We start from the raw sequence: 21,897 nt of genomic DNA, 5'->3' as shown, positions 1-21,897 counted from the left end.
CTCGCAGTCCTCGATGTGCTTCTGATCTTGCGCGGCTCGATCGTCGTGACCTGCAGATTTGCCAGATGACTGCCGGAGCGCATGGCATGCGTCAGCACCGCTTACGGACCTTCGCAACCGCAGCGCTGCTGTTGCTTGGCATGATCGCTCCGGCGCGCACGGAGGACCGAGACACATCCCAGCGCATCCAGGAAGAGATCTGGGCGTTGCCAACCCCGCTGCCAATGTTCGCTTATCTGGTCCGTCCGCTCGGCGACGGCCCTTTCCCACTGGTCATCATGAACCATGGCGTGTCACTGAACGCCAGGGATCGCAGCTTCTTCCCGCTGGTCGAATTCCGCGATGCCGCAATGTGGTTCGCGCGGCGCGGCTATCTCGTGGTGGCGCCGGTCGGGACCGGCTATGGCGCGGCGGCCATCGATATTCCCGAACGCGGTCTTTATGGCCCGTTCTTCTCCAAGATCGGCAAATGCACCAATCCGAATTTCCTCGATCCGGGCCTCGCCGTCGCGCAGGTCGATCTCTGGATCATTGAGTACATGGCCGCGGAGAAGCGCATCGTGCCCAACGACGTCATCGTCGTCGGGCAATCGGCGGGCGGCTGGGCGTCCATCGCCTTGTCCAGCCTCAATCCGCCGCAAGTCAGGGCGATCATCACCTTTGCGGCCGGCCGCGGCGGCCGTGTCGACGGCAAGCCGAACAACAACTGCGCGCCCGACAAGCTGGTCGAAGCCACCGGCATGTTCGGCCATACATCGCGGGTGCCGATGCTGTGGTTCTACATCGAGAACGACACATTCTTCGGCCCGGCCCTGTCGAAGCGAATGCACGAGGCCTTCACGCGCGCCGGCGGTCGTGCCGAGTACCATCTTTTGCCGCCGTTCGGCGACGAAGGGCATTTCCTGATCGGCTCACCCGATTCCATTCCCACGTGGTCGCCCCTGGTCGAACGATTTCTCGACAAGGTTCGCTAGGCGGCCGTTCCCGCTGGAGGAGCATCCATGGTCCGATATGGTGCCTTGGCGAAGTTGGCGCTGTTTGCGGCCGGCATCAGTGCTGCCCACGGTCAACAGACGCCCTCACCACCGGCTGCGGCGAAAGACGGTGGCGAGGTGGCCCCGCGGGGCGCGCGCGCGGCGCGAGACATCAAGTATGGCGAGTGGAAGAAGCTCTGCTTCAATGCCGCCGGCGCCAAGACACTATGCCGGACGACGATCACGGGCACCTTCGGGACCGGACAGACGGCCGTTCGCCTCGATCTGATCGAGCGAGAGGACGGCAGCAGCCGCGTCCAGCTATTCCTGCCGGTCGGGATGTATCTGCAGGCCGGCGTCAAGCTATCGGTCGACCAGAAGCAAGTGTATCGCCTGCCCTATACCTGGTGCGCGACCAACATGTGCATCGCGGCGGATGTCGCCGATCCCAAGCTCCTCGAGGACATGGATGGCGGAAAGACGCTCTCGATCGAGGTCGTCGACACCAGCATTCTGACGATGACGACATCGGTGCCGCTCGACCGCTTTGCAAGCGTGCGCAAGGGCGCGCCCGCGCTGACACTCGATCAGGTCATCGATGAATGATTGAGACCGGCAGCCGCTAGACCACGCCAGCCAACAGCCGTTCAATCGGCTGGATCAGCGAATTGGCGGTGAATGGCTTGGTCAGATAGGCCACGCATCCCGATGCCATTGCCGCCATGCGCGTCGCCGGATTGTCATTTCCGGTGATGTAGATGACAGGGATTTCGATGCCCTGATCCGCCAGGCGGTGCCGCAGTTCGATCCCGGACCCATCGCTGAGATTGATGTCCAATATCAGACAGACCGCGCCGTCAAAGCTGCCATGTCTCAGTAGCGCGCTTCCGGTCTCGAATAACTCGGATGCAAATCCACATTGCCGCAGAAGCCGTCCGATCCCACGGAGCATGGAGGGATTGTCATCCACGACGAAAACGAGTTTCGCGGTCGGCAAATCCTGAAGCCTCACTCTATCGCTGAATGACCTTGGCCCGCGTGTGGATAAAGGGCACGTCAAGCGGCTACCGGCGCGCAATATTCTCGCGGCCAAGATCGGAGATACGCTGCGTCACAGAGCTTTCATATTGTACCATGGGACAGGAGGAGCAGAGCTGCCCGGCAGATCAAGCCTTGACCTCGCCACCGGACGCGCGCGTGCCGAGCTGCTCCGCGATCGAAACCAGCTCGGCAAGCGACTGCACCTCCATCTTCTCCATGACCTGGTGACGATGCGCCTTGATCGTGCGTTCGGTCGTGCCAAGCTCGTGAGCAATCTGCTTGTTGATCCGGCCGCACACAATCAGATCGAACACCTGCCGCTCGCGCGGGGTCAACTTCGCCAGCAGCGCGCGCAGCGAATCGAGCCTGGTTCGCCGGCCACGGGCCAGTTCGTGCCGCGCAAGGGCGCGATTGATCGCCTCGATCAGCTGTTCCGACGCGATCGGCTTGGTCAAAAAATCTTCGGCACCTGCCTTGATCGCCTGGACGGTGGTCGCGGTGTCGGCATGTCCGGTCAGGAATACGATCGGGAGCGTCGACCCCAGCTCGTTGAGGCGACCCTGCAGCTCGGGACCACTCATTCCGGGAATGCGGACGTCCAGCAGGATACAGCCGGCCCCTTCGTCGTCGGGCAATTGATCGAGCAATTCCCGGGCCGATGCGTAGGTGACGACGCGATAGCCTGCGAGCTTGAGCCGGCGCTCGAGCGCTGCGCGAAACGAGGCGTCGTCGTCGACTATGTGCACGTAAGCGTGCATTGCTGCTCCATCGCCGGATGATCGCCGCTACCTGTAGAATGTCCATCAGCGGCGATCTGAAAATGCTGCGTTCGTCGCAAATCGAACCTTGCAATCAGGCAAACAAGACCCAAACGCGCTACGCGGCCAGCGGCAGCGAAAGGTGGAATACCGCCCCTCCTCCGGACTGATTCTCGGCCCAGAGCTGGCCGCTATGCGCCAGAACGATCGTCCGTGCGATGGACAGGCCGATGCCCATGCCCTGCTCCTTTGTGGTGAAGAACGGATCGAAAATGTCGTTCAGCCTGTCCTGCGGAATTCCCGGACCGGAATCGCAGACGGAAATCACCGCCGACGCGTCCCCATTGACCTCCGTACGGCCGATGATGGTGCGCCCGTAGGGCATTTTGGCCATCGCGTCCATGCTATTGACCACGAGGTTGAGAATGACCTGCTGCAACTGCACCGGGTCGCCCTTCACCCGCAAGGTCTGCGGCGAGGTCTGCAGGTAGATCGCGACGTTGCGTGTCGAGGCCTGCAGCTTGAGGAAATCGAATGCTTCCCGCATGGTCTGGTTGAGGTCGATATCCTTCTTCTCAAACGGCGCACGCTTGAGCAGGCTGCGCATCCTGCGGATCACCTCGCTTGCACGCAGATCATCGCGCTTGATGTCCGAAATGATTTCCCGCACCTCTTGAAGGTCGGGCGTCGGCGAAGCGAGGATCAGCTCCGCGCTCTCGGCATTGGTCAGGATCGACCCCAGCGGCTGGTTGAGCTCATGGGCGATCGAGGACGAGAGCTCACCGGCAGTGGCCTGTCGATTGATATGGGCGAGCTCGGACAGGCGACTGCGGGCTTCGACCTCGGCACTCCGCCGCATGTGACGCTCGTGGAGCAGGAACGCAATCAGGGCGGTTTGAACCAGCAGCGCCATTGCCAGCGCAACGGCCCGCCAGCGGTATTTTTCCAGGAAGGACGGTTCACGAAAGTGAATTTCGCTGCCTTTTGGCAGACTGGCTTCGCTGACGTTCCAATGCTGCATCTGCCGCCAGTTGAAGATCGGCTTCACCACGTCAATGACCGACGGCGGGAGGCTTTCCGGCGTCTCGCCATCCAGAATGCGCAGCGCCCTGCCTGCAGCCTCGGCACCGATCAGGGATGGGACGATAACAAATCCGCCGATGCCGCCCGGTTCGAGGAACGTCTCCGCCGCAACCACGATGGGACGATTTGCCTTCGCTGCGAGAAAAGAGAGCGCATCCGAGGGCGGATAGTAGTTGCCTTTGCCGTCGCTATAGAGGCCGGTGTAGATGATCGCACTATGGTCGGGAAGCGCTGCGACCCGCTCAACGATCTCCGGCATCGGACGTCCGATGATCTCGATGATGTCGAGGCCCGGAATGCCGGCCGCTGCCTGGTCATTCCAATTGCGAAACAGAACCTGCCGCTCCCAGTCCGCGCCAACGAGCACGACGGTCTTGAGCTCCGGCACCACGGCGCGGGCAGCCGTGACGGCATCCTTGAGTTTCAAGTTCACGATGCCGCCGGTAACATAGGCCGGCGGCTGCAATCGCTTGAAATCGGCCTCTTCGACCAGCGAAAACACGATTGGCGTGTCGGGCCAGAGCTGCGGGCGCCAGCGGAGCGCAAGCTCAAGCGCAGCCGCGCCAATAGTGACCACCACGCCGATCGGCCGATTGCGATATTTCGCCTCGAGGAATCGCCGGAAATCCTCCTGATAGGCCTCGCCGCCGAAGCGATTGAGATCGAGGCTTTCGGTGTAGACGGTGGTCGGCGCGTGCCCGTGAGCGCTCACCGCATCCCTTAAGCCAACGAACACCTGGTAGTAGAAGGGGCCGCGTCGATCGGACTGGTCCAGCACCAGCATGGAATGCGGGCGTGTTTGTTGCGCCCGGAGATCAGCCGGTACCAACAAAGCAGCCAGCAGGATGATCAGTCCAGAGAGCCGAATTGCACTGCTCATAACGTTCGGAGCCGGAGACCAACAGGTTCAAAACCTAGCACCCGGTTGTCGCCGAGAAAATTGAAAAGTAATCTAAGACTGTGCGCACCAATTTACGAACAAATTGCCGCATTTCACGCACCCTGTCCTTTAGGACAATGACCTCAAGACCAATAGAGACTGGCCGGGCCCTGTCGTAGTCATTGCGCGCGGATACGCATTTCGAGCCGCCCCGGACGCTGCATCAGTCGTTACCCAAGAGAGTTAGTCCATGTTCGCTCGCGTCAATGCCAGACCCGCCAATGTGCCGAGCATCCTCGGTGGGGTGACCGCCCGGCACGCCAACTGCATCACCAGCGAATTCCACTACAGGAAAGGCACCGAGATCTACGGGGAGAAAGAGCCGGCCGAGTACGTCTATCAGGTCATTTCAGGGGCGGTCCGCAGCTACAAGCTGCTGACCGACGGCCGGCGCCAGATCGGCGCGTTTCACCTCCCGGGCGACATTTTCGGCCTCGAGAATGGCGGAGCTCATCGCTTCACGGCGGAAGCCATCATCGACACCACCGTTCACCTGATCAGGCGGACCAGCCTCGAACGCGTGGCCGATTCCGATTTCGCCCTGGCTCGCAACCTGCTGGTCATGACGACCAGCAACCTGCGGCACGCCGAGGAGCACATGCTGCTGCTCGGCCGCAAGACCGCGCTGGAGCGGGTTGCCGCGTTTCTGCTCGAAATGGATCGCCGGCTGACCGGAGTTGGCGTCGTCGCCTTACCGATGTGCCGGCGTGATATTGCCGACTATCTCGGACTGACGCTCGAAACCGTGTCACGTGCGCTATCCAAGCTGCACGCCTACGGCGCGCTCAACTTTCTTGGCTCGAACCAGCGCGAGATCATGCTGGTCGACCGCGACCAGCTGTCCAGGCTGGACAACTAGCCGACGTCAGGGGGATTTCGTCAGCGCATCCTGGCGCTCGATGGTCTTTTGCAACACTTCGAACAAGACCGCGGTCGACCACCCGAACATGAGAATGCCGTTCATGGCCGCCATCGGTCCGATCAACAGCCACTGCTTGACCGGGATGATGTCGCCATAGCCGAGCGTGGTGTAGTTGACGAAGGCAAAATACAGCAGATCGCTGCCGGCGGGCGCGGCGCCGAGCACCCAATAGGCCAGGCTCCACACCACGATCTCGAGCGTGTGAGCCAGCATCAGCGCAAGCGCGGTTGCGACCATCACGCCGCTGAGCTGTAGCCCCGCCCGGCCGGCCGCGCTCAAGGCAATGTTGCGAAGCAACCCGATGGCCGCGACCGTCCACAGCGAATGGATCGCGATGTTGATCGCGCTCACCGCCGATCCCACGAGGAACTGAAGCAGCATTATCGCTCTCCCGCCAGCCGGGCGCGGTCGTCTCGGATCCATGCCGTGATCAATTCCCAGGCGACCGCGAAAATGATCGGCCCGATGAACAGTCCGACGATGCCGTGGGCCAGCGTGCCGCCGATCACGCCGACGAAGATCACGATGGTCGGCGTGGTCAAGCCCCGCCCCATCACCAGCGGCTTCAGCACGTTGTCGAGGACGCCGACGACCAGGAAGAAGAACGTGAGGGCGAGTGCGGTCGTGAAATCCTTGGCCGACCAAAGCCAGATGATGACCGGAAACAGCACGATTGCCGCCCCGATCTGCACGATCGCGAGCAGCATCACGACAAACGCCAGCAGCCCCGCACTCGGGATCCCCGCCAGCTTGAAGCCAATGCCGGCCAGCAGCGATTGCAGGACGGCGACGCCAATGACCCCGCGGGAAACCGCCCGGATGGTCGCACCTGCAAGGTCGAGGAAGTGCTCGCTCTGCTCCGGCACGATGCGGGACAGGAAGCTCCGGCACGCCGGTGCAAGCTGCAAGCCATAGGGGAACAGAAACCCTGCCACGACGACCGCCAGCAGAAACTTCAGCATCCCGATCCCGGCATCGCTGGCAAACGCAAACAGGGTCCCGGCCAACGGCTTCAGTTGCGGCACGACCTCGCGCAGCACGGCACGCAGATTGGTCGACGCCCGATCCCAGATCTCATGGAGTGGGCCGCCGATCAGCGGCCAATCCTTGATCGCGGCCGGCGGCGACGGCACGACAACGTGGCCGGCGCCGAGTTGTTCGGCGAGCTCCCTCACCCCCTCTACCGCTCCGATTCCGAGCCAGGTCGCCGGCCCGATGACGACTCCCAGAGAGATCAAGGTCAGCACGAGCGCCGCGATGCCGGCATGGCCGCCGAGCATTGCTGCGAGCCAGGTGAAGACCGGATAGAACGCGACCGCGAGCACGCCGCTCCAGGCCAGGATCGGCACGAACGGGCTGACCAGGACGAACGACCAGTAGATCAACAGCGCCAGCAATCCGAGGCGAATTGCGAGCTGGATGAACTCATCTCCGGTCACGAGTTGGCGAAGGGTTTTCAAGAGCGTGCTTTCGATCGAGCATCAGCAGCTACGCGGGAAGCGATGCCATCGCCTTGCTGCGCACGGCTTGATTCAGATCAAGCGTGACGCGTCCGGACTTTCACCGAAGTAGCGGCCCGGTTCGGGGGCAAGAATTGGGGGCCGCTCCGACTTCGCCCGGATGCGTTCGCGGTCGGGATCACGAGCGCGATCGCGCCCCATCAGGCGGCGGCCTGCCTATCCGCGGCAATTGTCCCAGGTGGAGGATCAATCGTCCGCACCGCCCTCTTGCCACTTTGATTCAAATCAAGCTTCGGGCCGGCCGCGGCTGACAGGCTCGGCCTGCTCATGGATCGGAAAGCCGCTCTCGATTTGGCTGCCTTTCGGTCACGACTGCCTGTGTCACCCCGATGTGGAGGACGTCATGAAGAACACCAAGACCCTGCTGGCCTTGATCCTGCTTGCGAGCATGGTCGGCATTGGCGCGAGCCAGGCGGCCCCGCTGCCGACCAATGTCGCGGCCATGAAGGGCATGGTCGAGAGCAACACCGCCCTTCAGGTGCGCTGGGGCGGCTGGGGCGGCTGGCGTGGCGGCGGCTGGGGCTATCGCGGTTGGCGCGGCTACGGCGGCTGGGGAGGCTATCGTGGATGGGGCTATCGAGGCTGGGGCGCCGCTGCCGCCGGTGCGATCGTTGGCGGAGCCATCGCGAGCTCGGCCTACTATGGCGGGTATCCCTACTATGGCGGTGGATACGGCTATGGCGGCGGCTATGGCTACGACTATTGTCCGCCGGGAGGAGGCTATGGCCATTACGCTCGGCCACGCTACGATTATGGATGGTAGTGCCGCTTTTGCGTGACAGGCCGGCCTTCGGTGATGTCACCGAAGGCCGAGCAGCGAACGCCGATAGCCGCTCTCGCGCGCTTCATTCCTGCACACGAAGCCACCATCGAAGCCCCTGGCATAGCGGCTTTGCCCTTTGAGGTAGTAGCGTCCGCGCCGAAAATCGAGCCAGACCACGCTATCGCCGGGGCAATGCCGCTGAGCCTGGGCTTCATAGCGGAAAGGCGTCAGCGGCAGCGCGGCCGTCTGTTGCGCGCAGCAAAACAGGAAGGTCGCGGCGCAGGCCCCGACGCCCAACCTGGCCGCCAGACGGTCTCGACGTCCGCTCGATTTTTCAGCTAATTCGAAGTGCATTCATTGCCGCCGGGAATCATCCGTGTCGTGCTGAAGACGATAGCTCATATTGTCAGAGCTTCGCGGGCGGAGCACCTCAGAACGACGATTCCAGCATCACGCACGGCCAACAAGAGGCGCGCTCAGGACGATAGCAATCCAAAGGCGATCGCCGCGCTCGACAGCATCCCGGCCGTCACGACCACGACCTTGAAGGCAATATCGCCGTCGGCCGCTTCAAGCCAGCGACGCAGCCAATTGCGAGCGCCCGCCGGCTGGCTTGCGCCACGCACTCCCCGAAATCTGTCGCTGGCATACCCCATGGCTGCGATTGTAGATCGCGGTGAAACGGAGAGACCAGTGCAGCTTGTGCCAAGCAGTCAGGGTCACGTGCGACGGCTTGACTGACCCAATTGGGCTATACGAGCCGACTCGGCCCAAGGCCCACTCAACCAGCGCTCTAGCTTCCCTTCGAGCCGCCGGCGTTCCGCATCGGCCGCTCCTCCTCCGACGCGCTCTTCGAGGGCGCCGCGCTGCACATGGAGCTACTTCTTGATTCCGCGGTCGCCGTGCGAGCGGTGCGATCAAACGGATTCCGCTCCATGACCTTCAGCGAAGCGAGCTCCTCCTTGTTCAAATAGGAGATCTTTCCCGGCGGAGTCATGACCATCCTGCCGATGGCCGACGGAGGAATACGGAGCTTGGCCGACAACCTCGCAAGCTTGATCGTGTCACGAATCGTTCGACTGTCCTCGTTGCCGTGTAAATTGGAAACCGAATGGACGCCGATCCTGGCATTTGACGCCACATAACGCTTCCTGCTCGCCAGGAAAATGAAAGCGCATGCCGAGTCGCATTCTCCGGAAACGTAACTGGCGATTTGCTTCTGGTGCGCGAGCATGGCGATTCGGAAGCCTTCGTAGAGGGACCCACCTCGGGAATCGAGATCGAGGCCAACGACCCGGCGCTCAGTCGCCAGATATCCGCGAAAGCGGACAAAGTCCCCATCCCGAATATCTCCGCTGAGCTTCAAGACATCTCCAAAGCACCCCCGGACACGGGAGAACTCCATCGCGAGACAGTTCGTCGAGGTCAGCACGACCGCGATGCTCAAAACGCATCCCGCAATCCGCATCGGGCGAATTGCAGGCGCTCGAGAATGAAGCCGACCCGTTGCGACATCGCTTCGGGGTGGCAGCAACCCATGCGTGGCGCTCCGGCCGTTTGCGTCGCCGTCGATAAATGTCGCGCGGAGGACCCTCAAAGCGTGTTTCCAGGCTGCCACGGCGCTCCCCATTGGACCCGGGACCTCCCACTATAAACAGAGCATCGACGCGCATCGTGGGTTGATCTGAATCAAACCCAATTCAGCAAGCGCGCAGGCGGCAGCGCCATTTTGACGTCTAGAGAGCGACGCTGACCCTCAAGCGCACGCTCTGTGCCGAGAGCGAACATCATCTACCGGGACCTTAGGATCAGCCGGTCCAATCCAGCATCGGGTCACCGACAATCTTCACCTTAAGTCGTTCAGTTCATTTGTTTCTTTTTGCCCCCGATCCTTGAGGGGACTGGACCGCCTGAGGAATCCCATTAGGCTCGAAATGCGCGATCAATCCACGCTCCACGCGAACTGCTGGTCGCCAAGGCAACCTAACGCGGGATGCGGCGTCTCGAGGGTGCAGCGTCCCGGAAAGCCGCCGCTTGCGCCCCATGGCTTGAGCTACGGCCGCTCACACGCGCCGGACAACGATGTCCGCAACGCTTCATCTTGTGTAAACTCTCACGGCATCCCGATCGATTTGGGAGAACAACAATGAAAGTCTTCTTGCTCGCCTGCGTGGCCGCCGTCGTCGTGTCGGCAATCGGGGCCCTGGCGCTGAACCGGGTGCAAGAACCGGTCGCACAGGCCTTTGCAACGACGGGCGTACGGCTATAGCAATTTCGCGTTCAACGGCTGCGCGCGCCCTACTCCGCCGCGGTGACGGAGGGCTGGGGTCGCGCATCGCGCGCATTCTCTTCTTCAAGCCAGAGGTTGTGGTGCTCCCTGGCCCAATTGACATCGACGGTGCCGCTTCCCATCGCCTCGAACGCGCCTTCCATGCCGATCGTGCCGATATAGATGTGCGCCAGCATCACTGCCGTGAAGAGCATCGCCACGATGGAGTGGACGATCTGGGCGAGCTGCATCCCTTCGATGCCCGACAGGTAGAACGGGAACATCAGCGCGTAGCCGGACGCTGCGACGAGCCCGCCGCCGATCACGACGATCCAGTAGATCATCTTCTGGCCGCCATTGAAGCGGTAGGCCGGCGGATGGTCGTGCCCGACGATGCCGCCGCCACGCTTGATCCAATCGACATCCACCTTGTTCGGGATGTTGCCGGCGATCCACATCAGGAAAATCAGCACGACGCCGATGGTGAACGGGAAGCTGAGATAGTTATGAACGTATTTGGCCCATTGCGACCATTCCGAGAACGCCTCGAAGCCGATCAGCGGCAACAGCAACGGCCGTCCGAACGTGATGTTCAGCCCGGAAATGGCCAGGACGATGAAGCAGCTTGCCGTCATCCAGTGCACGAACCGCTCGAAGGCGGAAAAGCGCACGATGGTCCGGCCGGAACGACCGCTCTGCAGCCGCACCATCCCGCGGCTGAGATAGAAGATGACCAGCGCCGCGAGCATGCCAAGTATGGCGATGCCCCCGATCCAGCGCAGCGTCACGTTCCGGAACTCGCGCCATTCACGGCCGGCCGGCTGTTCGAGAACGCCCGAGCGCTGGTCGGGAATGCTGACGCGTCCCTGCACCCGGTTCAGTTCCTGCAGGAGCTGTTGCTCCTTGACCGCGCTTGCAGTCGGGTTGACCTGCTGGGCTACGGACGGGGAAGCCGCGGAGACGAGCAGCAGGAGTCCAGCCACGCCAAGGACGAGCCGAACAAATCGTGCAAAACACGCCATAAGGTCCTCCCGATATCGACGCGACCCGCGCCAGGTCGTCGTCAGGACTCGATTGTCTCGCGATATGCGGTCTTCCAGCCCCATGCGCCCGAGCCATAGCCGCGCTTCATGACGCGCTCCTTGTAGATCTGCGCGATGATCTCGCCGTCGCCCGCAAGCAACGACTTGGTCGAGCACATTTCGGCACACAGCGGCAGCTTGCCCTCGGCCAGCCGGTTCGCACCGTATTTCTCGTATTCCTCCTTGCTGCCGTCGGCCTCCGGACCGCCGGCGCAATAGGTGCATTTGTCCATCTTGCCGCGTGAGCCGAAGTTCCCGACCTTCGGGTATTGCGGCGCGCCGAACGGGCAGGCGTAGAAGCAATAGCCGCAACCGATGCAGAGGTCCTTGGAGTGCAGCACCACAGCATCGGCCGTGGTGTAGAAGCAGTTCACCGGGCAAACGGCCGCGCAGGGCGCGTCCGTGCAATGCATGCAGGCCATCGAGATCGAGCGCTCGCCCGGCTTGCCGTCGTTGATGGTGACGACGCGGCGCCGGTTGATGCCCCAGGGCACCTCGTGCTCGTTCTTGCAGGCGGTGACGCAAGCGTTGCACTCGATGCAGCGATCGGCGTCGCAGAGAAATTTCATCCGAGCCATGTGCGTGCTCCTCTCAGGCTGCGACGATCTGACAAAGCGTGACCTTCGGCTCCTGCATGCCCGTCGCAGGATCGTAGCCGTAGCTCGTGATCGTGTTGGCGCTTTCACCCAGCACGATCGGATCGGTGCCCTTCGGGTAGTTGCCGCGAAGATCCTTGCCCGCAAGCCAGCCGCCGAAATGGAACGGCATCCAGGCGACGCCCTTGCCGACGCGTTCGGTGACCAGCGCCTTCATCCTGGCACGTGAATTGTTCTCGGCACCGCTCACCCAGACCCAGCCGCCGTCCTTGATGCCGCGATCGGCGGCATCGGCCGGGCTGATCTCGATGAACATGTCCTGCTGCAATTCGGCGAGCCATGGATTGGTGCGGGTTTCCTCGCCGCCGCCTTCGTATTCGACGAGGCGTCCCGAGGAAAGGATCAGCGGAAACTGCTTTGCGATCCCCTTTTCCACCGCCGCCTTCTGCACGGAGAAGCCGATATTGGGCAGGCGGAACTGCTTGGCATCGGGCAACGTCGGATATTTCTCGACGAGGTCGACGCGCGGCGTGTAGATCGGCTCGCGATGGACCGGGATCGGGTCCGGCAAGCCGAACGCATTCATGCGCGCCTTGCCGTTGCCGAAGGGCACGCAGCCGTGCTTCAGCGCGACGCGCTGGATGCCGCCGGAAAGGTCGAGCGCCCAGGATACCGCATCCGGATTGGCCGGATTGATCTTGTTGATCACGGCCATTTCGGCTTCGGTCAGATCCGTGTCCCAACCAAGCTTCTTCAGGCTCGCCAGCGTGAACTCGGGATAGCCGTCCTCGATCTCCGATCCCTTGGAGAAGGATTTGTCGGCGAGCAGGCTCACCTTCCGCGTCGTGCCGTCCGGCAGCTTTTCCTCGCGCTCGATACCGAAGCGTGGGCGGAACGCGCCGCCGCCATCCATGACATGCAGGTTGTTGTTGTAGAGCAGCGGCGAGCCGGGATGCTTCACCTCGGGCGAGCCCCAACACGGCCAAGGCAGGCCGTAATAGTCGCCGCCGACTTCCGGATCGTCCTTCGGCGCGCGCATCGTCACCAGGTCGAACTTGTGCTGGTTCTTCATGTGCGCCTTGATGCGCTCCGGCGACTGGCCGCAATAACCGGTCGACCAGCTTCCGCGGTTGATCTCGCGCAGCACGTCCTCGGCGACGGGGAGATTGTTCTCGACCTTGATGTTCTTGAACATCTTGTCGGCGAAGCCGAACTTCTTCGCGAGCAGATAGATGATCTCGAGGTCGTCCTTGGATTCGAAGATCGGCTTGACGATCTGCTCGCCCCACTGCATCGAGCGATTGGAGGCGACGCGCGATCCCGTGCATTCGAACTGCGTGGCGACGGGCAGAATGTAGACGCCATCCTTGCGTCCCGCCTCGACCGCCAGAGACGCCCACGTCGTCGGGTGCGGATCCGCGATCACCAGCAGCTCCAGCGCCTTCAGGCCCTTCAGCGATTCGGGAATACGGGTTATGCTGTTGCTGGCATGGCCTTGCACGAAGACGGCCTTGACGTTGTCCTTCTGGGCAACCTGCTCCTTCGGCAACGTCACCGCTTCGAACCAGCGGGTCAGCGGAATGCCGGGGGTTTCCATGATTTGCTTGGAATCGAACCGCGACTTCAGGAAGTCATAATCGACCTCCCAGACCCGCGACCAGTGCTTCCAGGCTCCTTCCGCAAGGCCGTAATAGAACGGCAAGGTCACGATATCGAGGCCGACGTCGGTCGCGCCTTGCACGTTGTCATGGCCGCGCAGGATGTTGGCGCCGGCGCCCGCCTTGCCGACGTTGCCGGTCATCAGCAGCGCGATGCAGCTCGCGCGCACATTGGCCGTGCCGACGGTGTGCTGAGTCTGCCCCATGCACCAGATGATGGTCGCGGGCTTGACCGTCGCGAACGTCTTGGCGACGCGCTCGAGCTGCGCGGCGGGCACGCCGGTGACGCGCTCGACCTCTTGCGGATTCCACTTCTCGACTTCCTTGCGCAGGTCGTCGAAACCGTAGACGCGCTGGGAGATGAACTCCTTGTCCTCCCAGCCGTTCTTCAGGATGTGCCACATCATGCCGTACAGGACGGGAATGTCGGTGCCGGGACGGATCCGGACATATTCAGTGGCATGCGCCGCGGTGCGGGTCAGCCGCGGATCGAAGACGATGAAGTTCGCCTTTTGCAGCTCCTTGCCCTCGAGCAGATGCTGCAGCGAGACCGGATGCGCCTCGGCCGGATTGCCACCCAGGATGACCTGCGTCTTGGAATTGCGCATGTCGTTGATGCTGTTCGTCATCGCGCCGTAGCCCCAGGTGTTGGCGACGCCGGTGACGGTGGTGGAATGACAGATTCGCGCCTGATGGTCGGTGTTGTTGGTGCCCCAGAACGCGCCGAGCTTGCGGAACAGGTAGGCTCCTTCGTTGGTCATCTTGGCCGAGCCGAGCCAGTAGACCGAATCGCTGCCCGACTTCTCCCGGACCTGAAGCAGCTTGTCGCCGATCTCGTTCACCGCGGTGTCCCACGACACGCGCGTCCACTGCCCGTTGACGAGCTTCATCGGATAGCGCAGCCGGCGATCGCTGTGCACGAGCTCGCGCACCGAGGCGCCCTTGGCGCAATGCGAGCCGCGGTTGATCGGCGAATCCCAGCTCGGCTCCTGCCCGATCCAGACCTCGTTCAAGACCTCGGCCGTCACCGTGCACCCAACCGAGCAATGCGTGCAGATGCTCTTCTTGACGGTGGCGCCGGCCGCGAGCGGGCCGGCAGCGGCCGCTTCCGCCTTGCGCACGCTGACGACCGGCATGGCTCCCAGCGCTGCGAGAGCGCCGCCGGCAAGACCGGACTTGCGCAGGAACGTGCGGCGGTCGAGGCCACCGGCCTGATCTGCAGGGGAGCTGGCGGCGGAACCCTGGCGCGGGGAACGCTGGTGTGTTCGCTTGATAAGCACGGCAGCCTCCCTCTCAGGCCGGATAACGATTGACGCGGTAGAACGTCTTCACATCGTCGGATTCCCTGTAGCGCGCCTTGCGCTTCTCATCGTTGTTCTCGCTGTCCGCCTGCGCGGACCCGACCAACGGCGTCGCAAGCGTCGCGCCGACACCGGCCGTGCCAAAGCCGACCTTGCGAAGGAAATCGCGGCGTCCGACTGTGGTAGTCCTATCTTCACTCATCGCATCTCTCCTGGACCCGCGGATGCGGGTCAGTTGGCGAATGTGAATGCTTCCGTCTCGATTTCGATGAAGGTGCGGCCGAGCGCACCGACCGCTCGATAGAAACGGGCGTCCCCGGCGCTCTCGATGTCGGCGAACAGCCGCCCCATCCAGGGCGACACATGTTTTTCGAAGAAGGCGCGCTGCGTGTCGAACGGCGCCGGGAAACGCCCTCCCGCGAAGCCTGCCATGATCTCGCACAGGATCGCCGCGTGATCTTCCGGCTCGGAATTGTTCGCGATGCGCTCGATCCCGGACGCAGCCAGGTCGCCGCGCAGGCGCGACAAGGGCCGTTCGTTGAGAAAGCCGGTCAGATAATAGGAGGCATAGGGCAGCAATTCGCCGCGGCCGAGCCCGACGAACAGGTCGAAATATTCGCGTTCGACCTTCGCCGCGACTGCATTGGCGGCGGATTCGGCCAGCGCGGCATGCGCGCGCCCAAGCGGCGTCGCATCGGCGGTCAATGCAGCCAGTTGATCGAGCAGTTTCTTCGATGGTGCGGCCGACAACAGTGTCGCGAGCAGCAGATATTCCTGCGCACGCGCGACATCGACAGAATCGATCGGCGCTTCGGAGAGGAGCGGCTCGCCGTACAGATCAGGCCGCAAATTATCGCGCGATATGCCTGTGGCGGCTTCGACAGCGATCACCCGTTGCGCGGGCACCTTGCTCCAGTTCGAAACAGAGGGCTGGCTGATCCCGATTTTGCGCGCAAGCTCTGCAACGCCGCCGGCGGCGTCAATGGCTCGCTCAAGGCCAGCATCGCGCACGTGGACCTCCATCCAAGTCCCGGGTGCTGATTTTGCTTTTCTTACAAAGCGCTAGCGAAGCCTAGTCCCGGCCCAACGGGGGGTCAATCAGCTCGCATAGTCTGAAGCTATGGCCTTTCGTCGCGGTCCCTAGCGAGGCAGCGCACTGCCGTGCGTGCGGCGCTCAACCGACACCCGTTCGCCGTCGGAGCTTTCGGCGAGCGTTCGTTGCGTTGCAGCAGGATCAGGTGCAGATCCCGTGGTCGCGGCTTCTTCGGTGGCGATGCCCGGCAACTCGACCTCGCGCAATTCCTGCGACGAATCCGCGACTTCAACCGAACGCGCAGGCGGCGCCTCGGCCGGCTTGCCGAGGCCGCCGACGATCCTGTCGATGAGCGCGGTGAGCTCAGCCTCGGAGCAATCCAGCGGGCCAAAGCCCGGCATCGCGGCCGGATCGTTGAAGTCCCAGGCGTTCTCGGCAAGCCCGACAAAGTCGCGGATGACGGGATCGGCGCTCCAGGCGCGACGAAGCGCCGCACGCGTCAGCTCCTGCGGAATTCCCTTGCGCAGGAACGCCGTGATGTCAGTCGCCGACGTAATCGAGTCGATCGAAGGCAGGCTCGAAAGGTCGAACTCCGCGTCGTCGTCTTTGACGGCCGGCGGCGGCGACTGCATGTCGTCGCGCATTGCCGGGTCCGGTTGCGTGGCGTTCGCCTTTGCCTCCTGCTTGCGGCGGGACCAGCGCGCCAGGAACTTGTCCTCACTCATTCGTGTCCGCCTTCATGCTGCCGGCGCGCGAGCGCCTCCGGATCGGCCTGCCGTCGCTTGCGCTTGAAGAACTCCCGTTCGACGTGGTGCTCGGCAATGAAGCTTTCAATCTGCTCACGCAGCATCTCCGGCATGGGAACGGCCTCGACCAGGTTCGCACCGGCCTCCGTGAACGCCTCGCCCTCCGAAGGATCGGCGGTCGCGGCAGCCACCGAATAGGGCCAGGCGCCTTCCGCCGGCGACAAGACGGTCCAGATGGCCGGACTGCCCGAGGCGAGATTGTCGCGATAGCGCGCCGTCTCGGAACCATAGAGATCGACCGTGGCGCTGCCGGCATAAAACAGCGTCGTCCCGTTCTCTTCGCGAAGCACCGTCCAGGGTTTGGTGTCCGGCTCGTCGGGCAACACAGCGACAGCGCGCCAGACAAAGTCGGTCCACGGCGAATCCGCCTGGTGCCGCTCGACCACAACGCCGACGGGGACGCGCACAAGCGGCAGCGCCGCAGGGCTCATGTCGCCATCTCCAGGTGCTTCACCGGCAGCCCGGTCAACAGATTCTGTGGCTTCATCCGGAGTTTCTGATCCGCCGTCATCGACAGGATCAGGTAGACCGGTTCGCCCCGCGTCTCGTCTGCGGCCGCGCTCGTTTCCGCAAACGTCAGGCGGAACAAGGAGAGCACACGTCCGGCGCTGCGGTCGTCGAGCTGCTCGCCGTGCCACAGCCGGTCGCCGAGCCTCGTGGCGTCGGCATCGAGCCCGACATACCAGGTGAGCCGTGCCTCATGCAGCGCGCGCAGCGGCTCGATCATGACTTCGATGCCGAGCAGATGGGAGACCCAGCGCGTCATCGCCTGCGCCAGGGCAACCGGCCCGCGGCCGCCGGCCGTCAGGTCGAGGGCCATGTCGAACTGATCGCTCCGGCGCCAGTAGTCGCCGGCATTGTCCTCGCGCAAGACGTCGAGCTCAGCATCGGTCACCGCCCCCAGCATCGACATCAGCGAGAGCACCGGGGTCGGAGTCTGTCCACCGACGACCTCTTCATCGCCGAGCAACAGGGCCTGCTCATGCGGCAGGATGCGTTGGGTCCGGAAGAACAATTCGGCCGCCCGCAGCACGAACGGGTCGTCGCAGCCGTCGAGCGCGTTCCGAAGGATCACGTGCACGAGCTGGTTGACGAACAGCGGCGGCAAATCGTTCGTCCCGGACCGGACGGTTGCAAGATAGGCCTGCTCCAGCGTCGGATGCCGCACGAGGAGGTCGCGGAAGGCAAGCACGAGCCGCCAGTTCTCCCGGGCATCCGCATCGACAATCGCGTCAATCTCTTCCGCGCCGACCGGCCTGCGGGGAGCCGCGAGCAGTGCGTGGTGCAGCCGCCGCTCGACCGGGCATGCTTCGTCCGGCGGAATCAGCTCCGGACGAGCAAAATAGGCCTTCAGGAACTCGTCGGTGACGCAAAGCCCACCGCCCTCGTCGCGATCGAGCAGGTGATGACCACAGGCGATCCAGAAATCGTTCATCGGACGGTCGGCTCCCGGCCCAGATCCGCAAGCTTGAGATCGCCGTCAGGCTGGACCTCGTCCTCGATTTCCATGAACGAGAACGCCTTGCTGTGCCCCTGGCCTTGCCCTTGCCGGAGTTGCAGCCGGCGGAACGACTCGCGGACTTCGCCGTCGCTCGAGGTGCGGTGCACTGCAATGAGAGAGCTGATCGGATGGCTGCAGAGCGACTGCGCGAAAGCGACCTCCTCTTCCGCGGCCGTCTTCGCCGCCGCCATGTCCGGCGCACCGAAGCGATCGACGAGTTGCCTGGCAAGGAGATCAACCAGGCTGCGACGATCGTCTTCGGTTGCCGGAACGATCTGCGCCAGCGTCGACCAGCCCCAGGACTGCACCCCGAGGAAACCGCCGCGAAACGCCGCGCGCGCCTTGCCGGTCAGCTTCGTCGGATCCTGATCCCAGAAGCGGAAAGCGCCTGAGACGGCCCATTCGCCCGGTTCCGCCGCCACGTCGAACACGAAGGTGTCGGAGGGATCGAGCGCGATGGTGCGCAAGAGCTTCACAGGCGCGGTCCTCCGAGGGCCGGATCGAGCCAGGACGGCGTTCCGAGCGCCTTGACGAGTACGCTGCGTTCAATCCTGTCGGCACCAATGCGGCGCGTGAGGAGATCGCCGCCGTCATCGATCCGCAGCACGGTTCGCCGCTCGCGGGGAACCCGGCTGAGATAATCGCGCGCGAGGCCGCCAAAGCCATCGGTCTGCCAGCTATCGATCGCCCGCATCAGGTGCCGGGCAAAGCTCTCGGTCATCTGCACGGCTCCCGCTTCGCCAAACCCCTCCTCATCCAGCGCGGACGCGAGCGGATGGACGCCGGGTCCCTGATCGGCCATTGCCACCGTCCGGATCATGGCGCCGAACACCAGCCAGGCAGGCGGCTCGTCCTCGCGCGCGGACCTCGGCCATCCCATCCGTCCGCCGCCGACCAGCCCACCGTCGATCACAACGGTGTCGGGCCAGCCGATCGCGACCGTCTTGTGCGGCGGCGCATAGGCGCGCAGAGCGTCGGTGAGCGCGACCATGCCCGCATAGAAGGCGCGCCGCGCGGTGGCCAAGGGCTCGCCCGGCTCGAGCACCACGGCGAATTCGGCAAGATCGAACCGGCCGACGCACACCAGCGTGCCGGCACCGCCTTTAGGTGCAATGCGGCAAGCGTGAGCAAAGGCGTCTCCGCTCTCACGCAACCGGACGAGCGTGAATGGCGGCGGCAGATGGATCGCTTCCGCCACGGAGACCCGGCTGGTTCGGGTCGACCGCAAGGTCCTCCACTTTCCTTTTCTTCCCGATAGTGAATATCTATACGAGGTGAAGGAATGGCGCGAGTCCGTAAGACGGCGCCGCACCCGCGGAGGGGTTAACCTGGAGCAGCCGTCGAAGACCGTCCTGATCTGCTCGTGCGAAGACACGATGCCCCTCGACGTGGCTGCGATCCGGCGTGGATGTCCCAACTGCGAGATCAGGAGCCATCGTCATCTCTGCGGCGCGGAGCTCGAACATTTCCGCAACGCCGCGAAGGCCGATGGCTCGCTGACCGTCGCCTGCACGCAGCAGGCCGGCCAGTTCACCAATGAGATGGGCGAACGCGCTGGCCCGATCAGCTTCGTCAACATCCGCGAAACGGCCGGCTGGTCCCGCGACGGCGCGAAGGCGGGCCCGAAGATGGCGGCACTGCTTGCGGCGGCGGTTCCCGCGCCGGACTATCCGCTCGTCACCTTGTCGAGCGAGGGCGTGATCCTGATCTACGGACGCGATGAAGCCGCGATCGAGGCCGGCCGCCTGTTGGCGGACCATCTGGACGTCACGGTCATGCTCAGGAAGCCGGCGGACGTCGTGCCGCCTGCCGCAGCCGTGTTCCCGATCGTGAAGGGCACGATCCGCAACGCACGGGGGCATTTTGGCGGCTTCGAGCTCACGATCGACGACTACGCCCAGCCACGCCCGTCCTCACGCGCCCGCTTCGAGTTCGAAGCCCCGCGCGACGGCGCGATCTCGCGCTGCGATCTCGTGCTCGACCTCTCCGGCGAGCCGCCTCTGTTTCCCGCACACGATCTGCGGGACGGCTATCTCCGCGCGGATCCGGGAGATCCCGCGGCCGTGCTGCGTGCGGTGCTTGCGGCCCGCGATCTCGTCGGAAGCTTCGACAAGCCGAGATATGTCGACTTCACACCCAGTCTGTGCGCGCATTCGCGCTCGAAGCTGACCGGATGCCATCGTTGCCTCGATTTGTGCCCGACCGGCGCGATCACGCCGGACGGCGACCATGTCGCAATCAACGCGGAGGTGTGCGCAGGCTGCGGGCAATGCGCGGCCGCCTGCCCCACGGGAGCGGCATCCTACGCGCTGCCACCCGCCGATACCCAGTTGCAGATCCTCCGCGCCATGTTGCGCGCCTATCGCGAGGCCGGCGGAACGCATCCGGTCCTGCTGCTGCATGACAGCCAGCACGGCACGCCGCTGATCGATGCGCTCGCCCGCCATGGCGACGGATTACCGGCCAATGTGCTTCCCCTCGTTGTCAACGAGCTGACGCAGGTCGGCCTGGAAGCCATCATCGGGGCCTTCGCCTATGGCGCGGCCGCCGTGCGGCTCCTCCTGCGCGCCAAGCCACGACACGACGTGACCGGTTCGTTGCAGACGATCCGGATGGCCGAGACCATTCTCGCCGGCCTCGGATTTGACGGCCGCCGCGTGAGCACGATCGAAACCGACGATCCCGACACTCTGGCCGAGCAGCTGACGGGGATTGGCCCCCTCGCCGGTCTCGACAATCCCGCGACTTTCCTGACGGTCGGCAAGCGCGGCGATCTGCTTCGCTTCGGCTTGAGCGAACTGCATCGCCTCGCCCCCAAGCCGGTTGACGTGATCGCCTTGCCCGAGGGGGCACCGATCGGTGCGATCACCGTCGACATCGGCGGATGCACGCTGTGCCTGTCCTGCGTTTCGGCCTGCCCAACCGGCGCGCTCCGCGCCGATCCGGACCGCCCCGTCCTCAAATTCGTGGAAGACGCCTGCGTGCAGTGCGGTTTGTGTCAGAGCACCTGTCCTGAAAAAGTCATCCGGCTCACCCCGCAGATCGATTTCCGGGCAAGACGCGCGCCGGCGCGGGTGATCAAGGAAGAAGAACCGGCCCTGTGTATTCGCTGCGGCACGGCCTTCGGCGTCAAGAGCACGATCGACCGCATCGCAGCCAAGCTCGAGGGCCGGCACTGGATGTATCCGGCCGGCGACCGGCGGATCGAGGCGCTGAGGATGTGCGCGGACTGCCGCGTCATCGTCATGAGCGAGCAGCAATTCGATCCGATCCAGGACGTTCCGGAACGCGCGCCACCACGGACGACGGATGACTACCTGCGTCAACGCGAGAACAAGGACTAGCCGCATGCCTCGATTCATGAAGGTTCTGTCGACGTGCCTTGTCACCACGGTCCTTGGCGGCACAGCCGTCGTGGCCGCCACGCTTACCAAAGCCGAAAAGGTTGCACTCAAGCAGGCGGTCGTCGCCTGCAAGGCCGAGGCGAAGGGCAAGAAGATCAAGTGGCTGTCCCGCCGCAAATACGTCAACCAGTGCGTCGTGGCGGCGCTCAAGGAACATCCCAGCATTAATATCGCTCACATGCTCAAGGAGAACCCGGAGCTGACAAAAATTCCAGTGGAGCAATGGCCGGGATATTAGAGCCTCAT

General features: G+C 63.6%; 25 protein-coding genes. 7 read left to right on the top strand and 18 right to left on the bottom strand.

Annotation, left to right across the window (positions count from 1 at the left end; all coding sequences use genetic code 11):
* The first annotated feature begins 86 nt into the window (after nucleotides 1–86).
* Entirely contained in the window at nucleotides 87–974 is an 888-nt protein-coding gene (locus tag RX327_RS16025) for a dienelactone hydrolase (protein ID WP_317250826.1), read from the top strand.
* 27 nt (nucleotides 975–1,001) lie between these two features.
* Nucleotides 1,002–1,580, top strand: a complete 579-nt coding sequence (locus RX327_RS16020; RefSeq protein ID WP_028334141.1) for an invasion associated locus B family protein — start codon at nucleotides 1,002–1,004, stop codon at nucleotides 1,578–1,580.
* 16 nt (nucleotides 1,581–1,596) lie between these two features.
* Here the strand turns inward: RX327_RS16020 and RX327_RS16015 are convergent, their stop codons facing one another.
* The 3 genes from RX327_RS16015 to RX327_RS16005 form a co-directional block, all read right to left on the bottom strand.
* Entirely contained in the window at nucleotides 1,597–1,986 is a 390-nt protein-coding gene (locus tag RX327_RS16015; RefSeq protein ID WP_410712164.1) for a response regulator transcription factor, read from the bottom strand.
* 154 nt (nucleotides 1,987–2,140) lie between these two features.
* Nucleotides 2,141–2,773, bottom strand: coding sequence for a response regulator transcription factor (locus RX327_RS16010; protein ID WP_028334139.1), 633 nt, complete (start codon nucleotides 2,771–2,773; stop codon nucleotides 2,141–2,143).
* A gap of 118 nt (nucleotides 2,774–2,891) precedes the next feature.
* Nucleotides 2,892–4,640 (bottom strand): ABC transporter substrate binding protein, encoded by a 1,749-nt coding sequence (locus RX327_RS16005; RefSeq protein ID WP_317250825.1) that lies wholly within the window; start codon nucleotides 4,638–4,640, stop codon nucleotides 2,892–2,894.
* A gap of 346 nt (nucleotides 4,641–4,986) precedes the next feature.
* Between RX327_RS16005 and RX327_RS16000 the strand changes: the two genes are divergently transcribed.
* Nucleotides 4,987–5,655: a helix-turn-helix domain-containing protein gene (locus RX327_RS16000; RefSeq protein ID WP_317250824.1), complete on the top strand. Its 669-nt coding sequence runs from the start codon at nucleotides 4,987–4,989 to the stop codon at nucleotides 5,653–5,655.
* Between the two features lie 6 nt (nucleotides 5,656–5,661).
* On the opposite strand, the gene RX327_RS15995 is transcribed toward RX327_RS16000, so the two are convergent.
* Together RX327_RS15995 and RX327_RS15990 are read right to left on the bottom strand one after the other, a co-directional pair.
* The gene (locus tag RX327_RS15995) at nucleotides 5,662–6,099 is read right to left on the bottom strand and encodes a potassium channel family protein (RefSeq protein ID WP_317250823.1); all 438 of its coding nucleotides are present in this window, start codon (nucleotides 6,097–6,099) and stop codon (nucleotides 5,662–5,664) included.
* Complete coding sequence (locus RX327_RS15990; RefSeq protein WP_317250822.1) at nucleotides 6,099–7,178, bottom strand: AI-2E family transporter; 1,080 nt, start codon at nucleotides 7,176–7,178, stop codon at nucleotides 6,099–6,101. The genes RX327_RS15995 and RX327_RS15990 overlap by 1 nt, the downstream gene beginning before the upstream one ends.
* A 403-nt stretch (nucleotides 7,179–7,581) precedes the next feature.
* Between RX327_RS15990 and RX327_RS15985 the strand changes: the two genes are divergently transcribed.
* Entirely contained in the window at nucleotides 7,582–8,001 is a 420-nt protein-coding gene (locus RX327_RS15985; RefSeq protein WP_050386293.1) for a hypothetical protein, read from the top strand.
* A gap of 36 nt (nucleotides 8,002–8,037) precedes the next feature.
* On the opposite strand, the gene RX327_RS15980 is transcribed toward RX327_RS15985, so the two are convergent.
* The 3 genes from RX327_RS15980 to RX327_RS15970 all read right to left on the bottom strand — a co-directional run bounded on the left by RX327_RS15980 (nucleotide 8,038) and on the right by RX327_RS15970 (nucleotide 9,448).
* Complete coding sequence (locus RX327_RS15980) at nucleotides 8,038–8,355, bottom strand: hypothetical protein (RefSeq protein ID WP_028334134.1); 318 nt, start codon at nucleotides 8,353–8,355, stop codon at nucleotides 8,038–8,040.
* A gap of 122 nt (nucleotides 8,356–8,477) precedes the next feature.
* The gene (locus tag RX327_RS15975) at nucleotides 8,478–8,657 is read right to left on the bottom strand and encodes a hypothetical protein (protein WP_160321798.1); all 180 of its coding nucleotides are present in this window, start codon (nucleotides 8,655–8,657) and stop codon (nucleotides 8,478–8,480) included.
* A gap of 137 nt (nucleotides 8,658–8,794) precedes the next feature.
* Nucleotides 8,795–9,448 (bottom strand): ATP-dependent Clp protease proteolytic subunit, encoded by a 654-nt coding sequence (locus tag RX327_RS15970; protein ID WP_082190720.1) that lies wholly within the window; start codon nucleotides 9,446–9,448, stop codon nucleotides 8,795–8,797.
* 699 nt (nucleotides 9,449–10,147) lie between these two features.
* Here RX327_RS15970 and RX327_RS15965 point away from each other — a divergent pair.
* Nucleotides 10,148–10,270: a hypothetical protein gene (locus RX327_RS15965; protein WP_283809427.1), complete on the top strand. Its 123-nt coding sequence runs from the start codon at nucleotides 10,148–10,150 to the stop codon at nucleotides 10,268–10,270.
* A gap of 29 nt (nucleotides 10,271–10,299) precedes the next feature.
* On the opposite strand, the gene RX327_RS15960 is transcribed toward RX327_RS15965, so the two are convergent.
* The 10 genes from RX327_RS15960 to RX327_RS15915 form a co-directional block, all read right to left on the bottom strand.
* Nucleotides 10,300–11,292 carry a formate dehydrogenase subunit gamma gene (locus tag RX327_RS15960; protein ID WP_317250821.1) on the bottom strand — a complete coding sequence of 331 codons (993 nt, stop codon included), beginning with the start codon at nucleotides 11,290–11,292 and terminating at the stop codon, nucleotides 10,300–10,302.
* Between the two features lie 41 nt (nucleotides 11,293–11,333).
* Nucleotides 11,334–11,930 carry a formate dehydrogenase FDH3 subunit beta gene (gene fdh3B / locus RX327_RS15955; protein ID WP_027571966.1) on the bottom strand — a complete coding sequence of 199 codons (597 nt, stop codon included), beginning with the start codon at nucleotides 11,928–11,930 and terminating at the stop codon, nucleotides 11,334–11,336.
* A 13-nt stretch (nucleotides 11,931–11,943) separates the two neighbouring features.
* Nucleotides 11,944–14,886: a formate dehydrogenase subunit alpha gene (locus RX327_RS15950; RefSeq protein ID WP_317250819.1), complete on the bottom strand. Its 2,943-nt coding sequence runs from the start codon at nucleotides 14,884–14,886 to the stop codon at nucleotides 11,944–11,946.
* A 13-nt stretch (nucleotides 14,887–14,899) separates the two neighbouring features.
* Entirely contained in the window at nucleotides 14,900–15,109 is a 210-nt protein-coding gene (locus RX327_RS15945; protein ID WP_317250818.1) for a twin-arginine translocation signal domain-containing protein, read from the bottom strand.
* 29 nt (nucleotides 15,110–15,138) lie between these two features.
* On the bottom strand, nucleotides 15,139–15,918 hold the full coding sequence (locus RX327_RS15940) for a Cro/CI family transcriptional regulator (RefSeq protein WP_317250817.1): 780 nt from the start codon (nucleotides 15,916–15,918) through the stop codon (nucleotides 15,139–15,141).
* Nucleotides 15,919–16,047: 129 nt separating this feature from the next.
* Nucleotides 16,048–16,665, bottom strand: a complete 618-nt coding sequence (locus tag RX327_RS15935) for a DUF3306 domain-containing protein (protein WP_050386242.1) — start codon at nucleotides 16,663–16,665, stop codon at nucleotides 16,048–16,050.
* Complete coding sequence (locus tag RX327_RS15930; protein WP_038381924.1) at nucleotides 16,662–17,177, bottom strand: DUF3305 domain-containing protein; 516 nt, start codon at nucleotides 17,175–17,177, stop codon at nucleotides 16,662–16,664. Before RX327_RS15930 ends, RX327_RS15935 begins: the two co-directional genes overlap by 4 nt.
* Nucleotides 17,174–18,181, bottom strand: coding sequence for a DUF6352 family protein (locus RX327_RS15925; protein ID WP_317250815.1), 1,008 nt, complete (start codon nucleotides 18,179–18,181; stop codon nucleotides 17,174–17,176). The genes RX327_RS15930 and RX327_RS15925 overlap by 4 nt, the downstream gene beginning before the upstream one ends.
* Nucleotides 18,178–18,723, bottom strand: a complete 546-nt coding sequence (locus RX327_RS15920) for a DUF6505 family protein (protein WP_317250814.1) — start codon at nucleotides 18,721–18,723, stop codon at nucleotides 18,178–18,180. Before RX327_RS15920 ends, RX327_RS15925 begins: the two co-directional genes overlap by 4 nt.
* Nucleotides 18,720–19,475: a biotin/lipoate--protein ligase family protein gene (locus tag RX327_RS15915; protein ID WP_317250813.1), complete on the bottom strand. Its 756-nt coding sequence runs from the start codon at nucleotides 19,473–19,475 to the stop codon at nucleotides 18,720–18,722. Before RX327_RS15915 ends, RX327_RS15920 begins: the two co-directional genes overlap by 4 nt.
* A 148-nt stretch (nucleotides 19,476–19,623) precedes the next feature.
* Here RX327_RS15915 and RX327_RS15910 point away from each other — a divergent pair, with 148 nt between their 5' ends.
* The gene (locus RX327_RS15910) at nucleotides 19,624–21,591 is read left to right on the top strand and encodes a 4Fe-4S binding protein (protein WP_317250812.1); all 1,968 of its coding nucleotides are present in this window, start codon (nucleotides 19,624–19,626) and stop codon (nucleotides 21,589–21,591) included.
* A 16-nt stretch (nucleotides 21,592–21,607) separates the two neighbouring features.
* Nucleotides 21,608–21,889 (top strand): hypothetical protein, encoded by a 282-nt coding sequence (locus RX327_RS15905; protein ID WP_050386247.1) that lies wholly within the window; start codon nucleotides 21,608–21,610, stop codon nucleotides 21,887–21,889.
* Nucleotides 21,890–21,897: the final 8 nt, after the last annotated feature.

The organism is Bradyrhizobium sp. BEA-2-5, assembly GCF_032918025.1.
GTDB classification, from domain to species: domain Bacteria; phylum Pseudomonadota; class Alphaproteobacteria; order Rhizobiales; family Xanthobacteraceae; genus Bradyrhizobium; species Bradyrhizobium pachyrhizi.
This window is presented reverse-complemented; position numbering and strand designations above follow the sequence as displayed.